Source organism: Thermocatellispora tengchongensis, assembly GCF_014202315.1.
GTDB lineage: Bacteria > Actinomycetota > Actinomycetes > Streptosporangiales > Streptosporangiaceae > Thermocatellispora > Thermocatellispora tengchongensis.
The window spans coordinates 63,945-85,267 of sequence record NZ_JACHGN010000034.1 but is presented as its reverse complement, the minus strand read 5'-3'; the positions used below and the strand labels follow the sequence as shown (position 1 = coordinate 85,267).

Annotated in this window: 18 protein-coding genes; 16 read left to right on the top strand and 2 right to left on the bottom strand. The window is 73.8% G+C overall.

What is annotated here, in order from left to right; translation table 11 throughout:
• Window positions 1–54 precede the first annotated feature (54 nt).
• Window positions 55–1,569, top strand: a complete 1,515-nt coding sequence (locus tag HNP84_RS47525) for an alpha/beta hydrolase family protein (RefSeq protein WP_221337660.1) — start codon at window positions 55–57, stop codon at window positions 1,567–1,569.
• Between the two features lie 123 nt (window positions 1,570–1,692).
• A complete protein-coding gene (locus HNP84_RS47520; RefSeq protein WP_185056738.1) occupies window positions 1,693–4,716 on the top strand; it encodes a zinc ribbon domain-containing protein in 3,024 nt (1,007 codons plus the stop codon).
• A gap of 12 nt (window positions 4,717–4,728) precedes the next feature.
• On the opposite strand, the gene HNP84_RS47515 is transcribed toward HNP84_RS47520, so the two are convergent.
• Together HNP84_RS47515 and HNP84_RS47510 are read right to left on the bottom strand one after the other, a co-directional pair.
• On the bottom strand, window positions 4,729–5,091 hold the full coding sequence (locus HNP84_RS47515) for a DUF742 domain-containing protein (RefSeq protein ID WP_185056737.1): 363 nt from the start codon (window positions 5,089–5,091) through the stop codon (window positions 4,729–4,731).
• Window positions 5,088–7,241 (bottom strand): sensor histidine kinase, encoded by a 2,154-nt coding sequence (locus HNP84_RS47510; RefSeq protein ID WP_185056736.1) that lies wholly within the window; start codon window positions 7,239–7,241, stop codon window positions 5,088–5,090. The genes HNP84_RS47515 and HNP84_RS47510 overlap by 4 nt, the downstream gene beginning before the upstream one ends.
• 355 nt (window positions 7,242–7,596) lie before the next feature.
• On the opposite strand from HNP84_RS47510, the gene HNP84_RS47505 reads away from it, so the two are divergent.
• From HNP84_RS47505 to HNP84_RS47440, 14 genes are all read left to right on the top strand, one after another.
• Window positions 7,597–7,893 (top strand): SWIM zinc finger family protein, encoded by a 297-nt coding sequence (locus HNP84_RS47505; RefSeq protein WP_185056735.1) that lies wholly within the window; start codon window positions 7,597–7,599, stop codon window positions 7,891–7,893.
• 46 nt (window positions 7,894–7,939) lie between these two features.
• Window positions 7,940–8,887 carry an RpnC/YadD family protein gene (locus HNP84_RS47500; protein WP_185056734.1) on the top strand — a complete coding sequence of 316 codons (948 nt, stop codon included), beginning with the start codon at window positions 7,940–7,942 and terminating at the stop codon, window positions 8,885–8,887.
• A 1,091-nt stretch (window positions 8,888–9,978) separates the two neighbouring features.
• Window positions 9,979–10,908, top strand: coding sequence for a DMT family transporter (locus HNP84_RS47495; RefSeq protein WP_185056733.1), 930 nt, complete (start codon window positions 9,979–9,981; stop codon window positions 10,906–10,908).
• The gene (locus HNP84_RS47490; RefSeq protein ID WP_185056732.1) at window positions 10,905–11,528 is read left to right on the top strand and encodes a GntR family transcriptional regulator; all 624 of its coding nucleotides are present in this window, start codon (window positions 10,905–10,907) and stop codon (window positions 11,526–11,528) included. Before HNP84_RS47495 ends, HNP84_RS47490 begins: the two co-directional genes overlap by 4 nt.
• 46 nt (window positions 11,529–11,574) lie before the next feature.
• Window positions 11,575–11,940, top strand: a complete 366-nt coding sequence (locus HNP84_RS47485; protein WP_185056731.1) for a hypothetical protein — start codon at window positions 11,575–11,577, stop codon at window positions 11,938–11,940.
• A 244-nt stretch (window positions 11,941–12,184) separates the two neighbouring features.
• Window positions 12,185–13,648, top strand: coding sequence for a sugar transferase (locus HNP84_RS47480; RefSeq protein ID WP_185056730.1), 1,464 nt, complete (start codon window positions 12,185–12,187; stop codon window positions 13,646–13,648).
• Window position 13,649: 1 nt separating this feature from the next.
• Window positions 13,650–14,717: a glucose-1-phosphate thymidylyltransferase gene (locus tag HNP84_RS47475; protein ID WP_185056729.1), complete on the top strand. Its 1,068-nt coding sequence runs from the start codon at window positions 13,650–13,652 to the stop codon at window positions 14,715–14,717.
• Window positions 14,714–15,676: a dTDP-glucose 4,6-dehydratase gene (gene rfbB, locus HNP84_RS47470; protein ID WP_185056728.1), complete on the top strand. Its 963-nt coding sequence runs from the start codon at window positions 14,714–14,716 to the stop codon at window positions 15,674–15,676. The genes HNP84_RS47475 and rfbB overlap by 4 nt, the downstream gene beginning before the upstream one ends.
• Window positions 15,676–16,536 carry a dTDP-4-dehydrorhamnose reductase gene (gene rfbD, locus HNP84_RS47465; RefSeq protein ID WP_185056727.1) on the top strand — a complete coding sequence of 287 codons (861 nt, stop codon included), beginning with the start codon at window positions 15,676–15,678 and terminating at the stop codon, window positions 16,534–16,536. The genes rfbB and rfbD overlap by 1 nt, the downstream gene beginning before the upstream one ends.
• Window positions 16,533–17,828, top strand: a complete 1,296-nt coding sequence (locus HNP84_RS47460) for an MFS transporter (RefSeq protein ID WP_312927291.1) — start codon at window positions 16,533–16,535, stop codon at window positions 17,826–17,828. The genes rfbD and HNP84_RS47460 overlap by 4 nt, the downstream gene beginning before the upstream one ends.
• 2 nt (window positions 17,829–17,830) lie before the next feature.
• Window positions 17,831–18,580 carry a WecB/TagA/CpsF family glycosyltransferase gene (locus HNP84_RS47455; protein WP_221337659.1) on the top strand — a complete coding sequence of 250 codons (750 nt, stop codon included), beginning with the start codon at window positions 17,831–17,833 and terminating at the stop codon, window positions 18,578–18,580.
• 11 nt (window positions 18,581–18,591) lie between these two features.
• Complete coding sequence (locus tag HNP84_RS47450) at window positions 18,592–19,755, top strand: hypothetical protein (RefSeq protein ID WP_185056725.1); 1,164 nt, start codon at window positions 18,592–18,594, stop codon at window positions 19,753–19,755.
• Window positions 19,752–20,720 (top strand): glycosyltransferase family 2 protein, encoded by a 969-nt coding sequence (locus HNP84_RS47445; RefSeq protein ID WP_185056724.1) that lies wholly within the window; start codon window positions 19,752–19,754, stop codon window positions 20,718–20,720. Before HNP84_RS47450 ends, HNP84_RS47445 begins: the two co-directional genes overlap by 4 nt.
• On the top strand, window positions 20,717–21,322 hold the full coding sequence (locus HNP84_RS47440) for an acyltransferase (protein ID WP_312927289.1): 606 nt from the start codon (window positions 20,717–20,719) through the stop codon (window positions 21,320–21,322). The genes HNP84_RS47445 and HNP84_RS47440 overlap by 4 nt, the downstream gene beginning before the upstream one ends.
• The last annotated feature ends 1 nt before the right edge of the window (window position 21,323 follow it).

Sequence of the window (21,323 nt, the reverse complement as noted above, 5' to 3'; positions counted from 1 at the left end):
GATATCTGCAGAGACATCTTTGCCGAGACTTCTCTGCAAACTATCGTCGGCGACATGAGACGACTCATCGCCGCAGTCGCCCTCGCGGCGCCGGCCCTGCTCGCCATGCCCGCCGCCGCGGGCGCCGTGCCTGCCGTAAGTGCCGTGCCTCCCGCCGCGGGTGCGGTGCCTGCCCTGAATGCCGTGCCTGCCGTCGCCCGCGCCGGGGCGGGGCCGGGGGCGCCGGACGTACCCGCTGATCTGCGTGCCGAGGAGGTGAGCTTCCGCGGGGGCGGGCTCACCTTGCACGGCACCGTGCTGTCGCCCGCCGCCGCCGGCGTGCCCCGGCCGGGGATCGTGCTGGTGCACGGGGCCGGGGGCGGCACGCCGCGTACCGCCCTGATGACCGAGGCCGTCGCGTTCGCGCGGCAGGGCATGTCCGTGCTGGTCTACGACAAGAGGTCGGCGGGCTACTCGTTGTTCGAGCGGTCCTACTCCCTGCTCGCGGACGACGCGCTGGGAGCCGTGGCCGCGCTGCGCGCCCGGCCCGGCGTCGATCCGGGCAAGGTCGGCCTGTGGGGGCTGAGCGAGGGCGGCTGGGTGGCGCCGCTGGCGGCCTCCCGCGCGCCCCGCGACGTCGCCTTCGTGGTGCTCGTGGGCGCCAACGGGCACACCCCGCTGCGCCAGCAGACCTGGGCGGTCGCGGCCGGGCTGCGCCGGGCGGGGGTGTCGGGATCGCTGGTGGACCGGGCGGAGCCCGCGATGTACCGGATGATCGCCGACGCGGGCCTGTTCCCCGAGCCGTACCACGACGCCGAGGGGGTGCTCGCCGCGGTGCGCGCGCCCGTGCTCGGGATCTGGGGCGTGCACGACCTGCTGACCCCGCCCGCGGAGTCGCCGCCGCTCATGGCGGCCGCGCTGGAGCGGGGCGGCAACCACCGCCACACCTTCCGCTACTTCGCCGGCGCCGACCACGCCGCGCACCTCACCCCCGACGGCGGCGTCACCCGCCTGCCGGAACTGGCCCCGGGCTACCCCGAACTGGTCGGGTCCTGGGTGCGCGACGTCACCTCCGGGCGCACGCCGGCCACCGGCACGTCCGGGCCCGCGCCGGTGCAGGCCGTGCGGACCGTTCCGGTCGAGCCGTCCGCCGGGTGGGAGTCGGCGCCGGTGCAGTTCGCGGCGCTGGGGGTGTGCCTGGCCGGATTCGGCGGGTACGGCCTGGTCGCCGCGGTGCGGCGGGTGCGCCGGGCGGGGCCGGCGTCCGGGCGGGTGAGCCGGGCCGCGGGCCTGCTCGCCGCCGCGGGGCCGGTCGTGATGCTCGGGTTCTTCGGCTACATGGTCCATGTCCAGCGGGCGAGCGCCAAGCTGGCCGATCCGGGACCGCTCCTGGCCGGACGGCCGCTGCCGTGGCTGGCGCTGCAGATCCTGGCCGTGGTCGCGGTGGCGGCGGGCGTACGGGTGGCGGTCGCGTGGGGGCGGAACCGGGCGCTGGTCCGGGGCGCGGAGAGGGCGCGGACGGCTCTGCTGCTCGCCGCGGGGGCCGTTTTCCTCGCCTGGGCGGTCTACTGGGGTCTGCTTTTGCCCTGAATGGCGATATCGTCCTCTTCCAGATATGAAAATAGGATGAAATGGGATGTCATTACCCGTAGCTAACCCTACGGTGGTCTACTGGCGAGATCACACTGACGATCGATTCAGGTAGGCCGGTTCATGAACTGGCGTAAGTGCCCCGACTGCGGCGCAGAGCAGCGGGCCGACCAACAGGTCTGCCCGCACTGCGGGCTGCCGCTCCACGGCCCGCTGGCGGAGGAGTACTGGGCCGCCTGCGAAGCGCTCGCCGAGCTCGACGGGCGCCGCGCCGAGCTGGCCGCTCGGCGTGAGCACGCGTACCGGCGGCTGTGCGAGGAGCGGGCCAAGGACCCCGTCGCCGTCGCGCCCGCCACCGCCGAGGCGGGCGGTGGGACCGGACGCCGCGCGGGGCGCTCGGCCATCCCGTTCAAGCTCGTCACCACCGGGCCGGCCGCCGGCCCCGACGAGGAGGAGCCCCCGCCTCCGCCCCCTCCGCCGCCGCAGCGGCCCGCTCCGCCCCCCAACGCGGTGCAGAACGTGCACCTGCTGTTCGGCGGGGCGCTGCTGGCCGTCACGGCGACCGTGTTCACCCTGGTCACCTGGGACGTGCCGATCCTGCGCGCGGCCGTGCTGGCCGCGACCGCCGTGGCCGTGCTCATCCTGCCCTGGCCGCTGGCCGGGCGCCGCATGACCGCCATCGCCGAGGTCGTGGCCCTGATCGGGCTGATCCTCATCCCCATGGCCGGCGTCGCCGCGGGCGAGGCGCTGAGCGGGACCCCGGGCTGGCCGTTACCCGGCGGCTTCACGCCGGGGCTGGCCCTGGCCGCCGCCGCGGTGACGTTCCTGTGGGCGATCTACTCGATGATCGCGCCGGTGAACCTCGCGCGCCCGGCCACGATCCTGCTCGCCCAGACCCCGCTTCCGCTGGCCGCGCTCGCCGCCCGCCCCACGATCGGCGCGTTCGCCCTGGCCCTGGCCGCCACCACGGCCGTGGACCTGTTCCTGTGGCGCTCGACCAGGCGGTCCAAGGCCACCGCCGAGCGCGTCGTGGCCCTGACCGCCGGCACGATCACCGGCGTGGGCGCCCTGTGCGCCGGGCTGGCCGCCTCCATGCTCGTCATCGACGCCGCCCACTACGTGCGGCTGCACGGGCTCCCGCTGGACATCGGCAGCAACCTGCGCATCTCCTTCGTACTGCTGGTCACCGGGCTCATCGGGGCCGCCTGGGCGTTCGCCCAGCGCCGCGTCAAGCGGCACATCGCCGCCGCGCTCGGCGCCGTCGCCGGCGGGGCCGCGCTCGCCACCCAGGTCGCGGTGCTGCTCCCGCCCGAGTGGACCGTCCTGGCGTACACCGGCGTCGCGTACGCGCTGCTGGCGGTGTGCGCGAAGCTGCCCACGCCGCTGCGCCCCGGGGTATCGGTCGCCGCGGCCCTGGTGCTGTGCGGCACCGGCGTGTGGGTCCTGGACGATGTGGTGCGCGCGGTCATCCTGCCGTTCGACTGGGTGCTGCACCCGTGGCAGGGCGCGACCGGCGGGGCCCGCGCCGACATGGGGCCCGGCCTGTCCGGCTGGACCGGGCCGCCGGCCGTGCCGTTCGTCATGGCCGCGCTCGCCGCCTTCTGCCTCAACGGCCGCCCGCTGATCCGCCTGGTGCTGGCCGACCTGATGCCGCGCAGCAAGCGCAAGAAGGCCGCGGCCAGGAACGCCGAGCGCCAGGCCGCCATGCCCGAGACGCGCCGCCGCAACGGGGCAATCCCGCTCGCCTCCCGGCGCAAGGGCACGGTCGCGCCCGCCGTGCTGCCCGTCTCGGTGGGCTCCGCCGCGGTCAGCGGCGGCCCCGCCAGGCCGGCCCGGCCCGCGAGCGCCCCGGCGCTCAAGCCGTGGTCGCTGCGGTTCGTGCGGGCCGCGGTGCCGGTGTTCGCCACCTTCGCCGCGCTCACCTTGCCGCCCGCTCTCGGCCTGCCGTACGCGGCGGCGCTCGGCGTGCTGGCTGCCCTGGCCGTCGCGCTGGTGGTGGCCGGGAGCGTGGTGCAGGTCCGCAGCCTGGCCATGCACCGCACGGTCGTCGGGCTCGGCACCGGCGTCACCATGATCCTGTGCGCCTGGTCGCTGGCCGACCGCGCCGCCACGCTGCCCGTGCTCGTCTTCGTCTGCCTGCTGTACGGCGTGTGCCTGCTGCTCGCCCGCACCACCGCCGCCCAGATCGTCACCGGCGCCGGGGCCGTGCTCGCCGCCGGAGGGGTGGCCGGCGCGGCGGCGCTGACCTTCGGCTGGCCGCCCACCGCGGGCGTGCTCGGCCTGCTCGCCGTGCGCGCCCTGTCGCTGGTGCCGATGCGGCTGCCGCACCGCGTACGGCTGGCGACCGCGCGCATCAGGGCCCCGCTCGCCGCCGTCCCCGTCGCGCGCAACCGGCAGTGGGTCTCGATCGAGGCCGCGGCCCTGGTGGTGTCCTACGCCGCGTACGCGCGCCCCGGCATCACCGCCGCCGACGTCGCTATGATCACGGCGGTGATCGCCGCGCTGGCCGGGTTCGGGGCCTGGAACCGGCGCGGCCGGTGGCGCACGGTGGCGATCTGCGAGGCGTACGCGCTGGCGGTGCTCGCCCCGCTGCCGCTCGCGGGCGCGTTCTTCCCCGCGCTGTTCGGCCCGTACGGCTGGGTGGCGCACGCCTGGACCGGCGCCCCCGAGACCGCGCGCGCCGCGCTCACGCCCGGCGAGGCGTGGCAGGCGCAGCCGCTCCTGCTCCCCGTGCTGCTGCTCGCGGTCGCGGGCGCCGTCGTGGCCGCCTGGGCGCACCGGGGCCGGGCGGCGGCCCTCGGCGTCGCCCGAGTGACGCTGCCGGTCCCGGCCGTCGCGCTGCCCCTGGCGCTCGACCTGCCCTACTGGGCCGCGCTGGCCTTCCTGGTGCTGCTCACCGCCGGGCCGGCGATCTGGGGCGCGGCCGGCCGCTCGCCCGCCGTCGGCGTCGCGCTGTGGACGGGCACGCTCGCGGCGGCCTGGTCCCTGGCCGAGCCGGTCGCGACGATCGCGGTCCTCACCGCTCTTACGATCACGGGGGCGTACTGCGTGCGCAAGGCGCGCAGTGCGCCGGGCGGCGCCATCGCGCCTTCCGGGCTGCCGTGGTGGCGCTCGGCGCTGGGCGGGGGAGGCCCCAGGCGCCCGTGACCTTCCGCGGCGTCACAGGGCCCGCAGGCCCTGCAACACCTCCCGCAGCAACCCCTCCTGCGGCAGCTTGGCCACCGTCGCGGGCGGACGCACCGTCACCAACCCGCGGTCGCGCAGGTCGCCGAGCAGCACCCGGCACACCGCCAGCGCCAGGCCGGTCGCCGAGGCGGCCTCGGCCACCGACACGGGCGAGGAGCACGCCGCGAGCACCCGCAGGTGCTCCGGCGTGAGCCGGGCGGTGTCACCGCCGCCCGGCACGGCCGTCACGATCGCGATGAGGTCGAACTGCGCCCCGGTCGGCCGGGTGCGGCCCCGGGTCACGGTGTACGGGCGGACGATCGGCCCCGCGTCGTCGTCGAGCCAGCGGTCGCTCATGGGAGGTTCTCCTGCTCCGCGCGCTTCCACCCGGCCTGGAACGAGGTCAGCAGGGTGCTGGACGCCACTTCGTCCGATGACGGGGTGGGCGCGGACAGGGGGGCCTGCGGTGCCTGCGGCTGCTGCGGCTCGCGGAGCTGGGGCGCCAGATTGGCCTGCCGTACGCGCCTGGGCAGGCCGCCGTTCCCCTCGGCCGCGGGAATCCGCTCGACCGAGAAGGAGGGGTGCGACTGGGGCGTGAACATCGGGTGCGGCAGCTCGGGCGCCTCCACCACCAGCGTGCCGGGCAGCAGCACGATCGCGGTCGTGCCGCCGTACGGGGAGGGGCGCAGCGACACCTGGATGCCGTGCCTGGCCGCCAGGCGGCCCACCACGAACAGGCCGAGCCGATCGCTGTCGGCGAGGTCGAACTCCGGCGGCTGCGCGAGACGCGCGTTGATCGCGTCCAGCTCCTCCTGGCCCAGGCCCAGGCCGCGGTCCTCGATCTCCAGGGCGTACCCGCGGGCCACGGTCTCGCCGCGCACGTGCACCTGGGTGTTCGGCGGGGAGAATATCGTCGCGTTCTCCACCAGCTCCGCCACCAGGTGGATCACGTCGGTGACCGCCGCCCCCACCAGCGACGGGCCGGAGTGGAAGTCGATGGACACCCGCAGGTAGTCCTCCACCTCCTCCACCGCCGCGCGTACGACGTCGAAGATGCTCACCGGGTTGCGCCAGCCGCGGCCCGGGGTGGCGCCGGAGAGGATGATCAGGCCCTCGGCGTGGCGGCGCATGCGGGTGGTGAGGTGGTCCAGGCCGAACAGGCCGTCCAGCGTCTCGGGGTCGGTGGCGGCGCGCTCCATCTCCTCCAGCATGGCGAGCTGGCGGTGCAGCAGCGACTGGTTGCGCCGGGCCAGGTTGAGGAAGACCTGGTTGACGCCCTTGCGGATCTGGGCCTGGCCGACCGCGGCCTCGATGGCGGTGCGCTGTACCGAGCCGAACGCGGCGCCGACGTCCGCGATCTCCTCGGTGGTGCCGGCGCGCAGGTCGGGCACCTCGGACTCCACGTCCACGTCCTCGCCGCGGCGCAGTCGCTCCACCACGTGCGGCAGCCGCCTGTGCGCCAGGTCGAGCGCGGCCGTCTGCAGGCTGCGCAGCTCGGCGCCGATGTGGCCCGCGAACCGGATCGACACGAAGATCGACAGGGCGACCGCGACCAGGCCGAGGCCGCCCGCCACCGCGATCTCCAGGATGATCCCGTTCGCGATGGGCGTGGCGCGGTCGGCGTTCGCGGCGCTGCTCTCGCCGCCCAGCTTGTCGAAGGCGTCGGACAGCGACTTGGCCGTCGGGCCCCAGGCGGCGGTGTCACCGGGCAGCGGCCCCTCGGGCCGCGCCGTCTTGGCCACCGTGTCCTCGATCTCCTCGAACCGGTTGAACAGCGCGGTGTTCTGCAGCTTCAGGTACGGCGCCCGCAACTGGTCGTCGAGCTGGTTGAACGCCATGGAGTACAGCAGGCGCCGGTTCTCCACCATCCGCCGGAACGCGGCCAGCTCCTCACCGGTCATCTTCCCGGCCGCGACCGCGCCGCTGAGCAGCGCCGACTGCTGGCTGAGCAGCTCGCGGCTCTGCCCCATCACCACGATCGCCCGCGCCTGGTCGATCAGGTCGATGTCGCCGACCAGCCGCACCTTCTCGAACAGCCGGTACGCGGCGGCGATGATCCCGCTGTAGGCGTCGATGGTCTGCAGCCGGGTGAAGTTGCCCGTGTCCACCCGGGAGCGGATGTCGGCCAGGCGGTCGGCGTGCACCAGCAGCTCGCCGAGCCGCTGCCTCATCGGGGCCGGCGTGTCGGCCTGCACGTCCTCGTCGAGCGCGGCCTCCTCCAGCGCCGCCAGCGCCTTGTTCGTCGCCTGCCGCCGCTCGTCGAGCGCGGCCCGCGAGACGGGATCGCCCAGGTACGCCGACGACTCCATGCGCTCGTTCTGCAGGGCGGTGTTGAGCACCCGTGCCGGTACGACGACGCCCTCGAACACGGTGTTGATGCTCAGCAGCTCAAGCCCTTTGGTGACGGTGAGAGTGGCGGCGAACCCCCAGATCGCCACCAGCGACACGAGGGGCACGAGGAGCAGCGCCGCGATCTTGACCCGGATCGTCCGTCTGCGACCACCCATGAAGACCTCGCATTCCGGGTATGCGTGGTGATTAGGTGGCGAAACCCTAGCAACGGATGTCACGTGCCACTAGTGGTGTGACATCACGAAAAGGCCCTAGCGGACGGGGTTCCGGGGCCTTTTGGGGCAGCCGTGAGGGGACCCACCGCAAGTGACCCGCCGGCCGCACCCCCCGTGACCTCGCCCGACGTTCCCGCGGGTGACGACGGCCACCGATCCCCGGCCGGTGATTTCCCCCATTCCAGTCGCCAATGATTTGTAGCCGTTTCGTCATGGGCAACCGCGGCGAGGGCGGGCACCCCCACTTTTGACGACAGGTCGTGAAGTTAGATGACAAGCGACAAGGGGAGGCCGCATGCCATCGATCGCTGGCCTGCTGGAAGCCGAGATCGCCCGCGCACCCGACGCCGTCCGAGCCCGCGGCGCCGAGCTCAACAGATCCGGCGCCGTCCAGGTCGTCCGCTTCGGCCCGTCCGCCGTGACCGCCGAAGTCGACGGCCCCGCCCACCGAGTGGAATTCACCCTCGTCAACGGCACCCTGCACTGGTTCTGCACCTGCCCCGAAGGCCGCGCCGGCGCCTTTTGCCACCATTGCGTAGCCGCAGCCCACTCAACCCCGAAAAAGCGGGAAATGGCGCCGAACTTTATCTAGGTAAAGTCGGGGTCATTGCGAACGCGCTTTCGCTAAAGTCGCCGCCATGCCAACGGCACAACATGAAACTCTTATCGACTTGTTCCGGAACAGACCGGCCCTGGCGGCGGAACTCCTGCGTGACGCCTTCGGCATGCCGGTCCCCGAACACAAGTCCATCGATATCGCCTCAAGCGACTTCAACGAGACGACCCCGGTCGAATACCGCGCCGACGCCGTCGTCGTCCTGGCCGACGAGAAACCGGCCATGGCCGTCGTCGTCGAGGTCCAGCGCGGCTTCGACCGATCGAAGCCGTGGAGCTGGCCGGTCTACCTGGCCAGCGTACGTGCGAGGATGAAGTGCCCGGCGGCGCTCCTGGTGGTCGCCCCCACCAAGAGGGTCGCCAAGTGGTGCAGGAAACCTATAGTGATGGGTCATCCGGACCTGATCCTGCGCCCGCTGGTCATAGGCCCGGACAACATACCGATAATCACCGATCCCGGACAGGCGGGCAAAACTCCAGAGATGGGGGTATTGTCCGCTATGGCCCACGGTAACAGGATCAACAGCACCGAAATTCTCAATGCCGCATTTGCCGGTCTGTCAGGCGTCGATCAGCAACAAGCGACTCTGTATGCTGACATGATATGCGCGGCTCTCAAGGGGGCGGCGTTCCGGCACTGGGAGAGTCTCATGATGACCGAGGTCAAGTATCAGAGCTCGTTCTTCCGCAGGGTGGCCGCGGAGTGGCGGGCGAAGGGCCTGGAGGAGGGCCTGGAGAAGGGGCTGGAGAAGGGCTTGGAGACGGGCCTGACGAAAGGCCTGGAGAAGGGAAGAGAGGAGGGCAGGGCGCAAGGTGAGGCGCGCGCCATAGTGGTGTTCCTGGAGGCGCGTGGCATCGCGGTGCCGGAGGAGACGCGGGAGCGGATCATGCGCTGCGATGACTTGAACGTCCTGGAGGAGTGGGCACGCAGGGCCACAGTCGTGGACCGGGTCGAGAAGCTCTTCGAGTAAACCTCCACCCCCGGGCCTGCCCCACCCACAGGCCCGGGCCGCCCCCTTCCCCACACCCGTTCCTGGGCCTGTCCCGTTCCCGGGTCTGTCCGGTTCCCGGGTCTGTCCCGTCTCCGGTCTGTCCGGTTCCCGGGTCTGTCCCGTCTCCGGGTCTGTCCCGTTCTTGGGCCTGTCCCGTCTCCGGGCCTGATCCGCTCCCGGGCCTGATCCGTTCCCGGGCCTGTCCCGCCCACAGGCCCGGTCGCCGCCCCCCTTTCCCGCACCCGTTCCCTCCAGGAGGGCACCCCGGCCGCCCGAGCGGCCGACCCGCCCCCTGACCGGCTTTCGCGTCCAGACTCCGTTCCCAGGCCACACACCCCCGAGTCGCGCCCTTCCGGCATTGGGGGCGCGGCTGCTGCCCGCACTTCGGCGCGCGCGAAGGTGGCACCTCCGGTATGTGGCGACGGCGCCTCCTCGCCACGCCGCGCCTTGGGGCCACAGGACCACGGGGACCACGCCCGGGGGCGCAGGGGACGCCGAGGCCATGCCCGGGGGGCGCGAGGCCGTGCCCGGGGGGCGCGAGGCCGTGCCCGGGGGGCGCGAGGCCGTGCCCGGGGGCGCAGGTGCCCGGGGGGCGAGGCCGCGCCTGGCCACCAGAGCGCGCTCCCTCGGGCGTGTCGGGAGGCGCGCGACCGGCACAGCGGAGCCGTGCCTCCGGTGCCATGGGAACCGCGGCCGGGTGCTGGGCAGGCTTCGCCCCCGGTGTGCGGTGACGTATCTCAGACGCGCCACGCCGCCCCCGGACACCGGGAGCCGCAGCGCCCGGCCCGTTGCCGCGGCCGGCAGTGACCAGCTCGGCCGCGATCGGGCTCATGGTCGGCGCATACGGGGCCCGCGAGCGCCGACGGCGACGGCCGATGCACCCAGCAGGTCCATGGTGGTCCCTCCTGCCGCCCGGTGGTCGCCTCGACCGCGGGCCTGGGACGACTGCTCGATGGCGCCGCGGTGTACGGCGGCCCCGCCCCCAGACTCGCCAACGCCACGTCCGGCGTTCCGAGCCCGGCCTCCCATTCGATTGGACTTCCGTTGTCTAGTTGTCAGACAATGATGGTATGAGGATTCATGGGGCCGGGGCCGTGCTGGGGGCTGCCGCGTTGTGGGGGACGGCGGGGGCCGCGGGTGTGATCGCGTTCGGGGGTGGTGGGGCCGTTGATTCCGTGGCTTTGGCGGCGGCTCGGCTTGTCGTGGGTGGGGTGGTGCTCGCTCTGGGGGTGGGGCTGGGGCGGGTGGCCGGGGTCGTGCGGGGGATGCCGCCTGGGGATCGGTGGTTGATGGGGGCGGCGGCGGTGGCCGTGGCCGTGTATCAGCTCGCGTTCTTCGCCGCTGTGAGCCGGACGGGGGTGGCCATCGGGACCGTGGTCGCCATTGGGAGCGGGCCGGTGTTCACGGGGGTGCTGGCGTGGGGGTTCGAGCGCGTACGACCGTCGCGGCGGTGGGGGGTGGCCACGGCGGCGGCGGTTCTCGGGTGCGCGTTGCTGATCCTGGGGGGCGAGGCCGCGGTGGCGGGGAGCGGGCAGGTGGCCGAGGGGGTGGCGCTGGCGCTGGTGGGCGGGCTCATCTACGCCTTCTACGCCGTCTGCGCGGCCCGGATGATCGGGCGGGGGGCCGCTTCGGACGGGGTCATGGGGGGCATGTTCGGCGGGGCGGCGCTGATCATGCTGCCGGTGCTGCTGGTGGGGGATGTGGGGTGGCTGGGCACGCCCGCGGGGCTGGGGGTCGCCCTGTATCTGGGGTGTGCCACCACCGCGCTGGCCTATTTCCTGTACGGGCGGGGGCTGCGTACAACCCCGGTCGCCACGGCGGCCACGCTGGCGCTGGCGGAGCCGGCGGTGGCGGCGGTGCTGGGGGTCGTGGTGCTGGGGGAGCGGCTGGGCGGTGTGTCCGTGGGCGGGCTGGTGCTGCTGGGGGCCGCGCTGGTCGTGGCGGCTCTGCCTGAGGCGGGGGCCCGCAGGCGGGTCGGGGCGGCAGAATCATCGGTGTGAGCATTCCGTTGCGGCCCATCTCGGCGGTGCAGGCGCTGGCCGACTCCGTACGGGGGCGGGTGCTGTCGGGGGAGATCCCGCCGGGCACCGCGCTGCCGGAGCAGGAGCTGTCGGCCGCGTACGGCGTGGCCCGCCCCACCGTACGCGAGGCGCTGGCGCTGCTCGTGCACGAGGGGTTGCTGCGCCGCGAGCGCAACCGCAGCGCGTACGTGCCCGAGGTGAGCCCCGCCGACCTGGCCGACCTGATGTACGTCCGGCGCCCGCTGGAGGATCTGATGGCCCAGGCCCTCGCCGGGCGCAGGGTGGCGCCGGCCGACGAGGCGCTGGCGCGGATGGCCGGGCTGCCGGCCGACGCGCCGTGGGCGCTGGTCGTGGCGGAGCACATGGCGTTGCACGAGGCGCTGATCGTGGCCGTGGGCAGCCCGCGGCTGGAGCGGCTGTACGGCGCGCTCGCCGCGGAGACCCGGCTCGGGCTGGTGCGGCTGCGCCGCGTCTACGAGGACCGCGAGGTGCTGGTGGCCGAGCACCGCGAGTTGCTCGACACCATCGCGCGCGGGCCCGTCGAGGCCGCGCGGGAGGCGGTTCAGGCACATCTGGACCACACGTGGGGCGAGGATTAGCCAGTTCCCTTGCACGTGGAGCCCTCAACTCGGGACAATCGCGCCCATGCACGGCAATGCAGTGCCGGACTCATACGTGTACGTCACGGAGGAAGGCGTCACCCGCCACTACGCCGACGGGAGTGTCGAGGCGCTGGCGTGGGAGGACGTGGTCGAGGTCAGGATCACGAGCGGGGGCGGGGAGGGCGGCGGCGATGCCGAGGTGCACTACATCCTGCTCGACCGCGAGGGCCAGGGCTGCGTGGTGCCGCGGTCGGCCACCGACGCCTCGTTTCTGACCCGGCTGCGGTATCTCCCCGACTTCGACCTCGATCGGCTCGCCTCCGCGGTGGCCGCCCCGCCGCAGGGGCATGTGGTCGTGTGGCGCAGTCCCGACCCGCCCTCGCCGCTTCCGGACCTCGAATACGACTGATCATCGGCGGTTCCGCCCCTGCCGCGGTGGTCGTCCGCACCACCTTTGGACCGTTCCGTCAACCCCTCGAAGGCCCCTTTATCGGCCACTTGTGGACAGTCCCCCTTATTCCGCTCACATGGGTTGATCTTTAAGATTTCCCTGGGTACCCACTGCTCCTGCGACATGAGGGAAATGTGTCAACCAACGGGACTGGATGCACGTCTCGTTTCTGCTAACACAAAGGGCAGCAGGGTGGGGTGGAATGAGGGTGGGGCTGGAGGAGCCCGCTGTCGCGCTCCTCGACGAAGACGCGCCACGCACGGCGCCGAGCATATGGACCAGGTCCTATGTGCGGCTTCTGCTGGCCGGCGATCTCGCCTGCGCGATGATCGCCTGTGAGATCGTGATCGGCACGCGCCTGGCATTGGGCGCCTACATCCCGGTGTCCGAGGCGTTGCTCGGCACCGTGCTCGTACTGATGTGGCCCGGGGCGATGGCGTTGGGGGGCGCCTACCGCAAGCGGGTCCACGGAGAGGGGACCGAGGAGTTCCGCGCCGTGTTCGAGGGCGGCGTGGGCATGACGGCCGCGGTCGCGATCGGCGCGTACGCGACCCAGACGATGCTGGCCCGCAGCTTCGTGCTCGCGATGCTGCCGCTGGCCATGGTGCTCACGCTGGTCTTCCGGTTCCGCATGCGCAAGCGGCTGCACCGGCGGCGCATGGAGGGCGAGTACATGCGCAGGGTGGTGGCGGTGGGCCACCGCGGCTCCGTGCTCGACCTGATCATGCAGTTCCGCACCCAGCCGTACCACGGCATGCAGGTCGTCGCGGCCTGCCTGCCGCCCGGCGGGGCCGGCGAGCAGCGCGACATCGGCGGCGTGCCCGCGCTGGGCGACTTCGGCGACGTGGCCGCGGTGGTGGGGAAGGTCTCCGCCGACGCCGTCGCCGTGCTCGCCTGCCCGGAGCTCGACGGCGCCGCGCTGCGCAGGCTGGCCTGGAGCCTGGAGACCGGCGGCATCGACCTGTTCGTGGCGCCGGCGCTGCTGGACGTGGCGGGCCCGCGCACCAGCATCCGCCCGGTCGCCGGCATGCCGCTGTTACACGTGGAGCATCCGGAGTTCCGTGGCGCGCGGCGAGTGGTCAAGGACCTGTTCGATCGGGTATCGGCCCTCGCCGCGCTGCTGCTTCTGGCCCTTCCGCTGCTCGTCATCGCGCTGGTCATCCGGGCCACCAGCGAGGGCCCGGCGCTGTTCCGGCAGACCAGGGTGGGGGTCAACGGGCGCGAGTTCCAACTGTTCAAGTTCCGCACCATGGTCAAGGACGCCGAGCGGATGAAGGCGGACCTCGCCGGCAGCAACGAGTTCGACGGGGTCCTGTTCAAGATGCGGAACGATCCAAGGATCACCCGGATCGGCTTCTTCCTGCGCCGATACTCCCTGGACGAGCTGCCGCAGCTCCTCAACGTGCTGCGGGGCGAGATGTCGCTGGTGGGCCCCCGCCCGCCGCTCCCCGAGGAGGTCGCCCAGTACGGCGCCGACGTGCGCCGCCGCCTGGTCGTCAAGCCCGGCATGACCGGCCTGTGGCAGGTCAGCGGGCGTTCCGACCTGACCTGGGAGGAGTCGGTCCGGCTCGACCTGCGCTACGTCGAGAACTGGTCGCTGGTCCTGGACCTGCAGATCCTGTGGAAGACCTGGTCGGCCGTGGCGCGCGGAGAGGGGGCGTACTGAGGTGAAGGCGCTCGTCCTCGCCGGCGGGTCCGGCACCAGGCTCCGCCCCATCACGTACACCTCGGCCAAGCAGCTCGTGCCCGTCGCCAACAAGCCGGTGCTGTTCTACGGCCTGGAGAGCCTGGCCGAGGCCGGGATCACCGAGACCGGGATCGTCGTCGGCGACACCCACGCCGAGATCGAGGCGGCCGTCGGCGACGGCTCGGCCTTCGGGCTCAAGGTCACCTACCTGCGCCAGGAGAAACCGCTCGGGCTGGCGCACGCGGTGCTGATCGCCCGCGACTACCTCGGCGCGGACGACTTCGTCATGTATCTCGGCGACAACTTCATCGTCGGCGGCATCGGCGACATCGTGGCCCGGTTCGCCGAGACCCGCCCGGCCGCGCAGATCATGCTGACCCGCGTCAGCGACCCCCGGCAGTTCGGCGTCGCCGAGGTGGACGCGGCCGGCCGGGTGGTCCGGCTGGAGGAGAAGCCGAGCGAGCCCAAGAGCGACCTCGCGCTCGTCGGGGTCTACCTGTTCACCCCGGCCGTGCACGAGGCGGTGACGGACATCAAGCCGTCCGGGCGCGGCGAGCTGGAGATCACCGAGGCGATCCAGTGGCTGCTGGACGGCGGCCACCGCGTGGAGTCCACGCTCATCTCCGGCTACTGGAAGGACACCGGCAACGTCGCCGACATGCTGGAGGTCAACCGGCTGGTGCTGGAGTCGCTGGAGCCCCGCGTGGACGGCGACGTGGACCCCGCCAGCGAGCTGATCGGCCGCGTGGCCGTGGAGCGCGGCGCGGTCGTCACGCGCTCCCGCATCGTCGGCCCGGCGGTCATCGGCGCGGACGCCAGGATCGCCGACAGCTACATCGGCCCGTTCACCTCCATCGCGACGGGCTGCTCGGTGGAGCACAGCGAGATCGAGTACTCGATCGTGCTGCCCCGGGCCTCCATCTCCGGCGTGGGCAGGATCGAGGCGTCGCTCATCGGGCACGACGTCGAGGTCACCCCCGCCCCCAATACCCCCAAGGCCCACCGTCTCGTGCTGGGCGATCACAGCAAGGTGCAGATCAGTTCATGAGACCCAAGAAGGTCCTGGTCACCGGCGGAGCGGGGTTCATCGGCTCCGCCTTCGTGCGCGACCTCGTCGGTGACGGCGCCGAGGTGACCGTGCTGGACAAGCTCACCTACGCCGGCAATCTGGCCAACCTCGACTCCGTCGCCGGCCGCTACACCTTCGTCCGCGGCGACATCTGCGACGACTGGCTGCTGGCCCAGGTCGTCCCCGGTCACGACCTGGTGGTCAACTTCGCCGCCGAGTCGCACGTCGATCGGTCCATCGACAGCGCGGCCGACTTCGTGCGCACCAACGTGCTGGGCACGCAGACGCTGATGCAGGCGTGCCTGGACGCTGGCACCAAGCGGGTCGTGCACGTCTCCACCGACGAGGTGTACGGCTCGATCGACATCGGCTCCTGGGACGAGTCGGCGCCGCTCGCCCCGCGCTCCCCGTACGCCGCCTCCAAGGCCGGCGGCGACATGATCGCCCGCGCGTACGCCGTCACGCACGGCCTGCCGGTCTGCGTCACCCGGTGCGGCAACAACTACGGCCCGTTCCAGTTCCCGGAGAAGGTCATCCCGCTGTTCGTGACCAACCTGCTGCAGGGCCGCACGGTCCCGCTGTACGGCGACGGCGGCAACGTACGCGACTGGGTGCACGTCTCCGACCACTGCGCGGCCATCCGCCTCGTCGCCGAGGCCGGCGAGCCCGGCGAGGTCTACCACGTCGCCGGGACCGCCGAGCTGGACAACAAGGAGCTGACCGCCCGACTGCTGGAGGCGTGCGGCGCCGGCTGGGAGATGGTGGAGTACGTCGAGGACCGCAAGGGCCACGACCGCCGCTACTCCCTGGACGACGCCAAGCTGCGCGCCCTCGGCTACCGGCCGCGGGTGCCGTTCGAGGACGGCCTCGCCGACACCGTGCGCTGGTACCGGGAGAACACCGCCTGGTGGCTCCCCCTGAAACAGGCGCACGGCTGATGCGCTGGATGGTCACCGGAGCCGGTGGCATGCTCGGCACGGACCTGGTGGAGCGCCTGCGCGCCCAGGACGCCCAGGTCATCGCGCTCCCTCGCAGCGCTCTCGACATCCGCGACCGCGAGGCGGTGCTGCGCGCCCTGCGCGAGCTGCGGCCGTCGGTCGTGATCAACTGCGCCGCCTGGACCGCGGTGGACGACGCCGAGACCCAGGAGGACGCGGCGCTGCGGGTCAACGGGCACGCCGTCGCGTTCCTGGCCGAGGGCTGCGCCGAGGTCGGCGCCCGGCTGGTGCAGCCCTCCACCGACTACGTCTTCGACGGTTCGGCGCACGAGCCGTACGCCGAGGACGCCGCGACCGCGCCGCTGGGCGCGTACGGGCGGACCAAGCTGGCCGGGGAGCTGGCCGTGCTGGAGACGCTGCCCAGCACCGGCTACGTCGTGCGCACCGCGTGGATGTACGGTCGCGCGGGCGCCAGCTTCGTGCGCACCATGATCCGGCTGGAGGCCGAGCGCGAGACCGTGAACGTGGTGGACGACCAGCACGGCCAGCCCACCTGGACCCGCGACCTGGCCGCGAGCCTGGTGGACCTGGTGCGCGCCGACGCCCCCGCCGGGATCTACCACGGCACCAGCTCGGGCCGCACCACCTGGTACGGCCTGGCGCGCGAGGTCTTCACGCTGCTCGGCGCCGACCCCGGCCGCGTACGCCCGGTGACCAGCGCGGAGTTCCCGCGCCCGGCGCCGCGTCCGGCGTTCGGCGTGCTCGGGCACAAGCGGTGGGAGGCGGCGGGGCTGTCGCCGATCCGGCACTGGCGGGACGCGCTGCGCGCGGCCTGGCCGGAAATGGCCGGCTCGGCGTGACCTACCTGTCCGAAAGCCGGGCCCTGTCCGAAAGCCGGGCCCTGTCCGAGAGCCGGGCGGCGGAGGCGGTCGGCGGGCCCCGGCCGGCCGGGGCGGCGGCCCGGCTGGCGACCGGCAACGTGGTGGCGCTGGGCCTGGTCAGCATGCTCACCGACGTGTCGGCCGAGATGGTCACGGCGGTGTTCCCGGTCTACCTGGTGCTGGTGCTGGGGCTGAGCCCGCTGCAGTTCGGCCTGCTCGACGGCGTCTACACCGGTGCGACGGCCGTGCTGCGGCTGGCGGGCGGGCACGTGGCCGACCGGTTCCGGCGGCGCAAGCTGGTGGCGGGCATCGGCTACGGGATGTCGGCGGCGGCCAAACTGGGGCTGCTCGCGGCGGGCCGGTCGGTGCCCGCGCTCGGCGCGGTGCTTGCGGTGGACCGGGCCGGCAAGGGGCTGCGCACGGCCCCGCGCGACGCGCTGATCTCGCTCAGCGCCCCGCCCGAGCGGCAGGGCGCGGCGTTCGGGCTGCACCGGGCGCTGGACACGGCGGGCGCGCTGGCCGGGCCGCTGGTCGCGGTGGGCGTGCTGTGGCTGACCGTCGGCGCGTACGACGCGGTGTTCACGGTCAGCTTCTGCGTGGCGCTGCTCGGCCTGCTGGTGCTGGTCCTGTTCGTGCGCGAGGAGACCACCGCCGAGCCTGCGCCGCGCCGGGCCGGGACCTCCGTCCGGGACGCGCTCGCGCTGCTCGGGCCGGGCCGCTTCCGGCGGCTGGCGGTGGCGCTGCTGCCGCTGTCGCTGGCCACGATCAGCGACGCCTTCCTGTACCTGCTGATGCAGCAGCGGCTGGACATCCCCGGCCAGTGGGTGCCGCTGCTGCCGGTGGGCGTCGCGGCGACGTTTCTGATCTTCGCGGTGCCGCTGGGCCGGGTGGCCGACCGGATCGGCCGGGCCCGCGTGGTGCTGGCCGGGCACGCCGCGGTGCTGGGCTGCTACCTGCTGATCGCGCTGGACGCGCTGCCCGGGTTCGCGCTGCTCGCCGCGGTGCTCGGGCTGCGCGGCCTGGGCTACGCGGCGACCGACGGCGTGGTCAGCGCGCTGGCCGGCCCGTTGCTGCCGGAGCGGCAGCGGGCCACCGGGCTGGCCGTGGTGCAGACCGGGCAGGCGCTCGCGGCCATGCTCGGCGCCTGGGTGTTCGGCCTGCTGTGGACGGCGCTGGGCCCGCGCGAGGCCGTGTGGGCGATGGCGGCGGGGCTCGCGGTCGCGCTGGCGGCGGCGGCGCGCGTACTGAACGGATTGGGGCGTGGAGGATGACGGTGGCACCGGAGCGCGCGGCGCTCCTCGGCACGGTGCTCGACCCGCTCGGCATGCGCGAGGTCGTGGCCCGGTGCGTGGCCGCGGTGGACGCGGGCGAGTACCTGAGCATCGGCGTGGTCAACGCGGCCAAGATCGTGCACATGCGCGCCGACGCGATGCTGCGCGAGTCGGTGCTCGACTGTGACCTGGTGCTCGCCGACGGGCAGGCCGTGGTGTGGGCGAGCAGGGTGCTGGGCCGGCCGGTGCCCGAGCGGGTCGCCGGGATCGATCTGTTCCTGGAGCTGCTGGCCGAGGCGGCCCGGCGCGGCCACCGGGTGTACTTCCTGGGGGCCCGGCCGCACGTGCTGGAGCGCGTGGTGGCCGAGGCGCGGCGGCGCTTCCCCGGCCTGGTCGTGGCCGGGGCCAGGGACGGCTACTTCCCGGTCGAGGAGTCGGAGACCGTGGCCAAGGAGATCGCGGCCACCGACCCGGACCTGCTGTTCCTCGGCATCACCTCGCCGAAGAAGGAGATCTTCGTCGGCGAGTGGGGCCGGGCCACCGGCGCCAAGGTCGTCCACGGCGTCGGCGGCTCGTTCGACATCCTCGCCGGCGAGATCCGCCGCGCCCCGCGCGTCTGGCAGCGCGCGGGGCTCGAATGGCTCTACCGCCTGCTCCAGGAGCCGGTCCGCCTCGGGCCGCGCTACCTCACCACGAACACGCGCTTTGTGCTGCTGCTCGCCGCAGAGCGCCTGCGGAAGTCACGGACCTGATGGAGGACGTTATGAGCACGAGCCGGCGGATGGCGTTGCTGAGCCCCGCCACCCACGCCGACTTCGTGGCGGAGATGGTGGACCTGTCCGTGGCCGGGCTGCCGCCCGGCTACGTGGACGGGGAGTTCGTCTTCACCCGGCGGGGCGTGCGCGGCGCCGACGGCACCTGGACCGCCAGGCCCGAGGGCCGCAGCGTCCGCTATGCCGCCATCGTCGCGCTCGGCGTCAACACCCTGCCCGAGGAGCGCCAGCGCGAGGCGCTGTCCGGCGACACCGCGCTCGACCTCACCGGCCACCTGATCAAGGGGCTGCCGGCCCGCGACGGCCTGGGGGACGTGGCCCTGATCTGCTGGGCCGCGGCCGAGACCGGCCACTCCGACCTGGGCGCTGCCGTGGACCGGCTGGCGGCGCTGGAGTCGGCGATCGGGCCGCAGGACCAGGTGTTCACCGTGGAGGCGGCCTGGGCGCTGGCCGCGGCGGTCGCCGTGCGCGCGGCGGGCGGGCCGATGGCGGACGCGGTGCTGGAGCGCTCGCGGGAGCGGCTGTTGCGCGGGCTGCGGCAGGACCGGCTCTACCGGCACACCCTCGGTCCCGCCTCCGGCCCGCTGGTGCCCTGGTACCGGGCGCACGTCGGCTGCTTCGCCGACCAGGTGTACCCGCTCCAGGCGCTGGCCCGGCTGCACCGGCTCGCCGGCGACCCCGACGCGCTGGCCGCCGCCGAGCGGGTGGCGGCGGGCATCTGCGCCGCCCAGGGCCCCGAGGGCCAGTGGTGGTGGCACTACGACGCCCGCTCCGGCGCGGTGGTGGAGGGCTTCCCCGTCTACAGCGTGCACCAGCTCGCGATGGGCCCGATGGCGCTGCTCGACCTCGCCGACGCGGGCGGCGGCCTGCGGCTGCAGGAGATCGCGCTCGGCCTGGGCTGGATGCTGGACCGGCCGGAGACGCAGGAGCGCATGGTGCTGCCCGAGCTGGCGCTCACCTGGCGCAAGGCCGCCCGGGAGGACCCGCGCAAGGTGGTGCGCGGGGCCAGGGCGGCGGCCACCCGGGTACGCCCGGGGGCCCGGCTGGGCGTGCTGGACCGGGTGTACCCGCCGGTCGCGGTGGACCGCGAGTGCCGCCCGTACGAGCTGGGCTGGCTGCTGTACGCGTGGCTGTTCGGCGGGGCGGACCGGTGACCGGGACCGCGGAGCGGCCGGTGGACGTCTCGGTGATCGTGGTCACCTACCGGTCGGCGGCGTACATCGGCGCCTGCCTGGCCGCGCTGGAGAAGGCGCTCGACGGTGTGGACGGCGAGGCCATCATCGTGGACAACGCCTCCGGCGACGACACCGTGGAGGTCGTGCGGAAGGCCGCCCCCTGGGCGCGGGTCGTGGCCAGGGACGCCAACGACGGCTTCGGCGGCGGCTGCCACGCGGGCGCGGAGGTCGCCCGGGGCCGCCGCCTGCTGTTCCTCAACCCCGACGCCCAGGTGGCCGCCGACTGCGTGGCCGCGCTGCTCGACGCCGCCGCCCGCCACCCGCGCGCCGGCATCGTCGGCGGGCGCACCGTGGACGAGGCCGGGGTGACCGACCCGCGCTCGTGGTGGGGCAGGCCCACCCTGTGGTCGGCGTTCTGCTTCGGCGCGGGCCTGTCCACCGCGTTCCCGGGCCACCGGATCTTCGACCCCGAGTCGCCCCGGCCCTGGTCCGGCGACCCGCGCGAGGTGCGCGAGGCCCCGGTGGTGACCGGGGCGCTGCTGATGATCGAGCGCGGCCTGTGGGACCGGCTCGGCGGCTTCGACCGGTCCATCTTCATGTACGGCGAGGACGCCGACCTGTGCCTGCGGGCCGCCCGCGCCGGATACCGCCCGGTCGTCACCGCCGAGGCGGTCTACGTGCACCCGGGCGGCATGTCCTCGACCAGCCTGCGCAAGCTGGTCATGCTGTTCACCGGCAAGGCGACGGTGGCCCGCACCCACCTGCCGCCGGTGGCGCGTACGCTCGCGATCGGGTTCTTCCAGGCCGGGGTGCTGCTGCGCGCGGTGCTCGGCCGGTTCCTGTCCGCGCCGGGCGCGGGCAGGCAGGGCAGGCCGGCCGTGCCGGCACAGGACTGGCGCGGCCTGTGGCGGGCCCGGTCGCAGTGGAGGAGAGGGTGGGCGTGAAGATCGCAGCCAGTGCCGATGTGGATGAGACCGCGGAGCTGGGGGAGGGCACCGCGGTCTGGCACCTCGCGCAGGTCCGCGAGGGCGCCCGGCTGGGCCGCGGCTGCATCCTGGGGCGCGGGGCGTACGTCGGGCCGGGCGTGCGCATCGGCGACAACGTGAAGCTGCAGAACTACGCGCTGGTGTACGAGCCGGCCGTGCTGGAGGACGAGGTGTTCGTCGGCCCGGCCGCCGTGCTCACCAACGACGTCTTCCCACGCTCCACCGACGTGGACGGCGCCCTCAAGCGCGACGGCGACTGGCAGGCCGACGGCGTGGTCGTGCGCCGGGGCGCGTCCGTCGGGGCGCGGGCCGTCGTCGTGGCCGGGCGCACCATCGGCCGGTACGCCCTGGTCGCCGCGGGCGCGGTCGTCACCCGCGACGTGCCCGACTTCGCGCTGGTCGCGGGCGTGCCCGCGCGCCGGATCGGCTGGGTCGGCCGCGCCGGCGTCACGCTGGTGGAGAAGGGGCCGGGCCGCTGGGCCTGCCCGCGCACCGGCGAGGAGTACACCGAGGCCGAAGGCGTGCTCACCGGCCCGCTGGGGATCGCGGAGAGCGGCTGAA

Coding starts and splice junctions, on each gene's coding strand:
- HNP84_RS47525 (WP_221337660.1), top strand. CDS start 55: ATGAGACGACTCATCGCCGCAGTCGCCCTCGCGGCGCCGGCCCTGCTC.
- HNP84_RS47520 (WP_185056738.1), top strand. CDS start 1,693: ATGAACTGGCGTAAGTGCCCCGACTGCGGCGCAGAGCAGCGGGCCGAC.
- HNP84_RS47515 (WP_185056737.1), bottom strand. CDS start 5,091: ATGAGCGACCGCTGGCTCGACGACGACGCGGGGCCGATCGTCCGCCCG.
- HNP84_RS47510 (WP_185056736.1), bottom strand. CDS start 7,241: ATGGGTGGTCGCAGACGGACGATCCGGGTCAAGATCGCGGCGCTGCTC.
- HNP84_RS47505 (WP_185056735.1), top strand. CDS start 7,597: ATGCCATCGATCGCTGGCCTGCTGGAAGCCGAGATCGCCCGCGCACCC.
- HNP84_RS47500 (WP_185056734.1), top strand. CDS start 7,940: ATGCCAACGGCACAACATGAAACTCTTATCGACTTGTTCCGGAACAGA.
- HNP84_RS47495 (WP_185056733.1), top strand. CDS start 9,979: ATGAGGATTCATGGGGCCGGGGCCGTGCTGGGGGCTGCCGCGTTGTGG.
- HNP84_RS47485 (WP_185056731.1), top strand. CDS start 11,575: ATGCACGGCAATGCAGTGCCGGACTCATACGTGTACGTCACGGAGGAA.
- HNP84_RS47480 (WP_185056730.1), top strand. CDS start 12,185: ATGAGGGTGGGGCTGGAGGAGCCCGCTGTCGCGCTCCTCGACGAAGAC.
- rfbB (WP_185056728.1), top strand. CDS start 14,714: ATGAGACCCAAGAAGGTCCTGGTCACCGGCGGAGCGGGGTTCATCGGC.
- rfbD (WP_185056727.1), top strand. CDS start 15,676: ATGCGCTGGATGGTCACCGGAGCCGGTGGCATGCTCGGCACGGACCTG.
- HNP84_RS47450 (WP_185056725.1), top strand. CDS start 18,592: ATGAGCACGAGCCGGCGGATGGCGTTGCTGAGCCCCGCCACCCACGCC.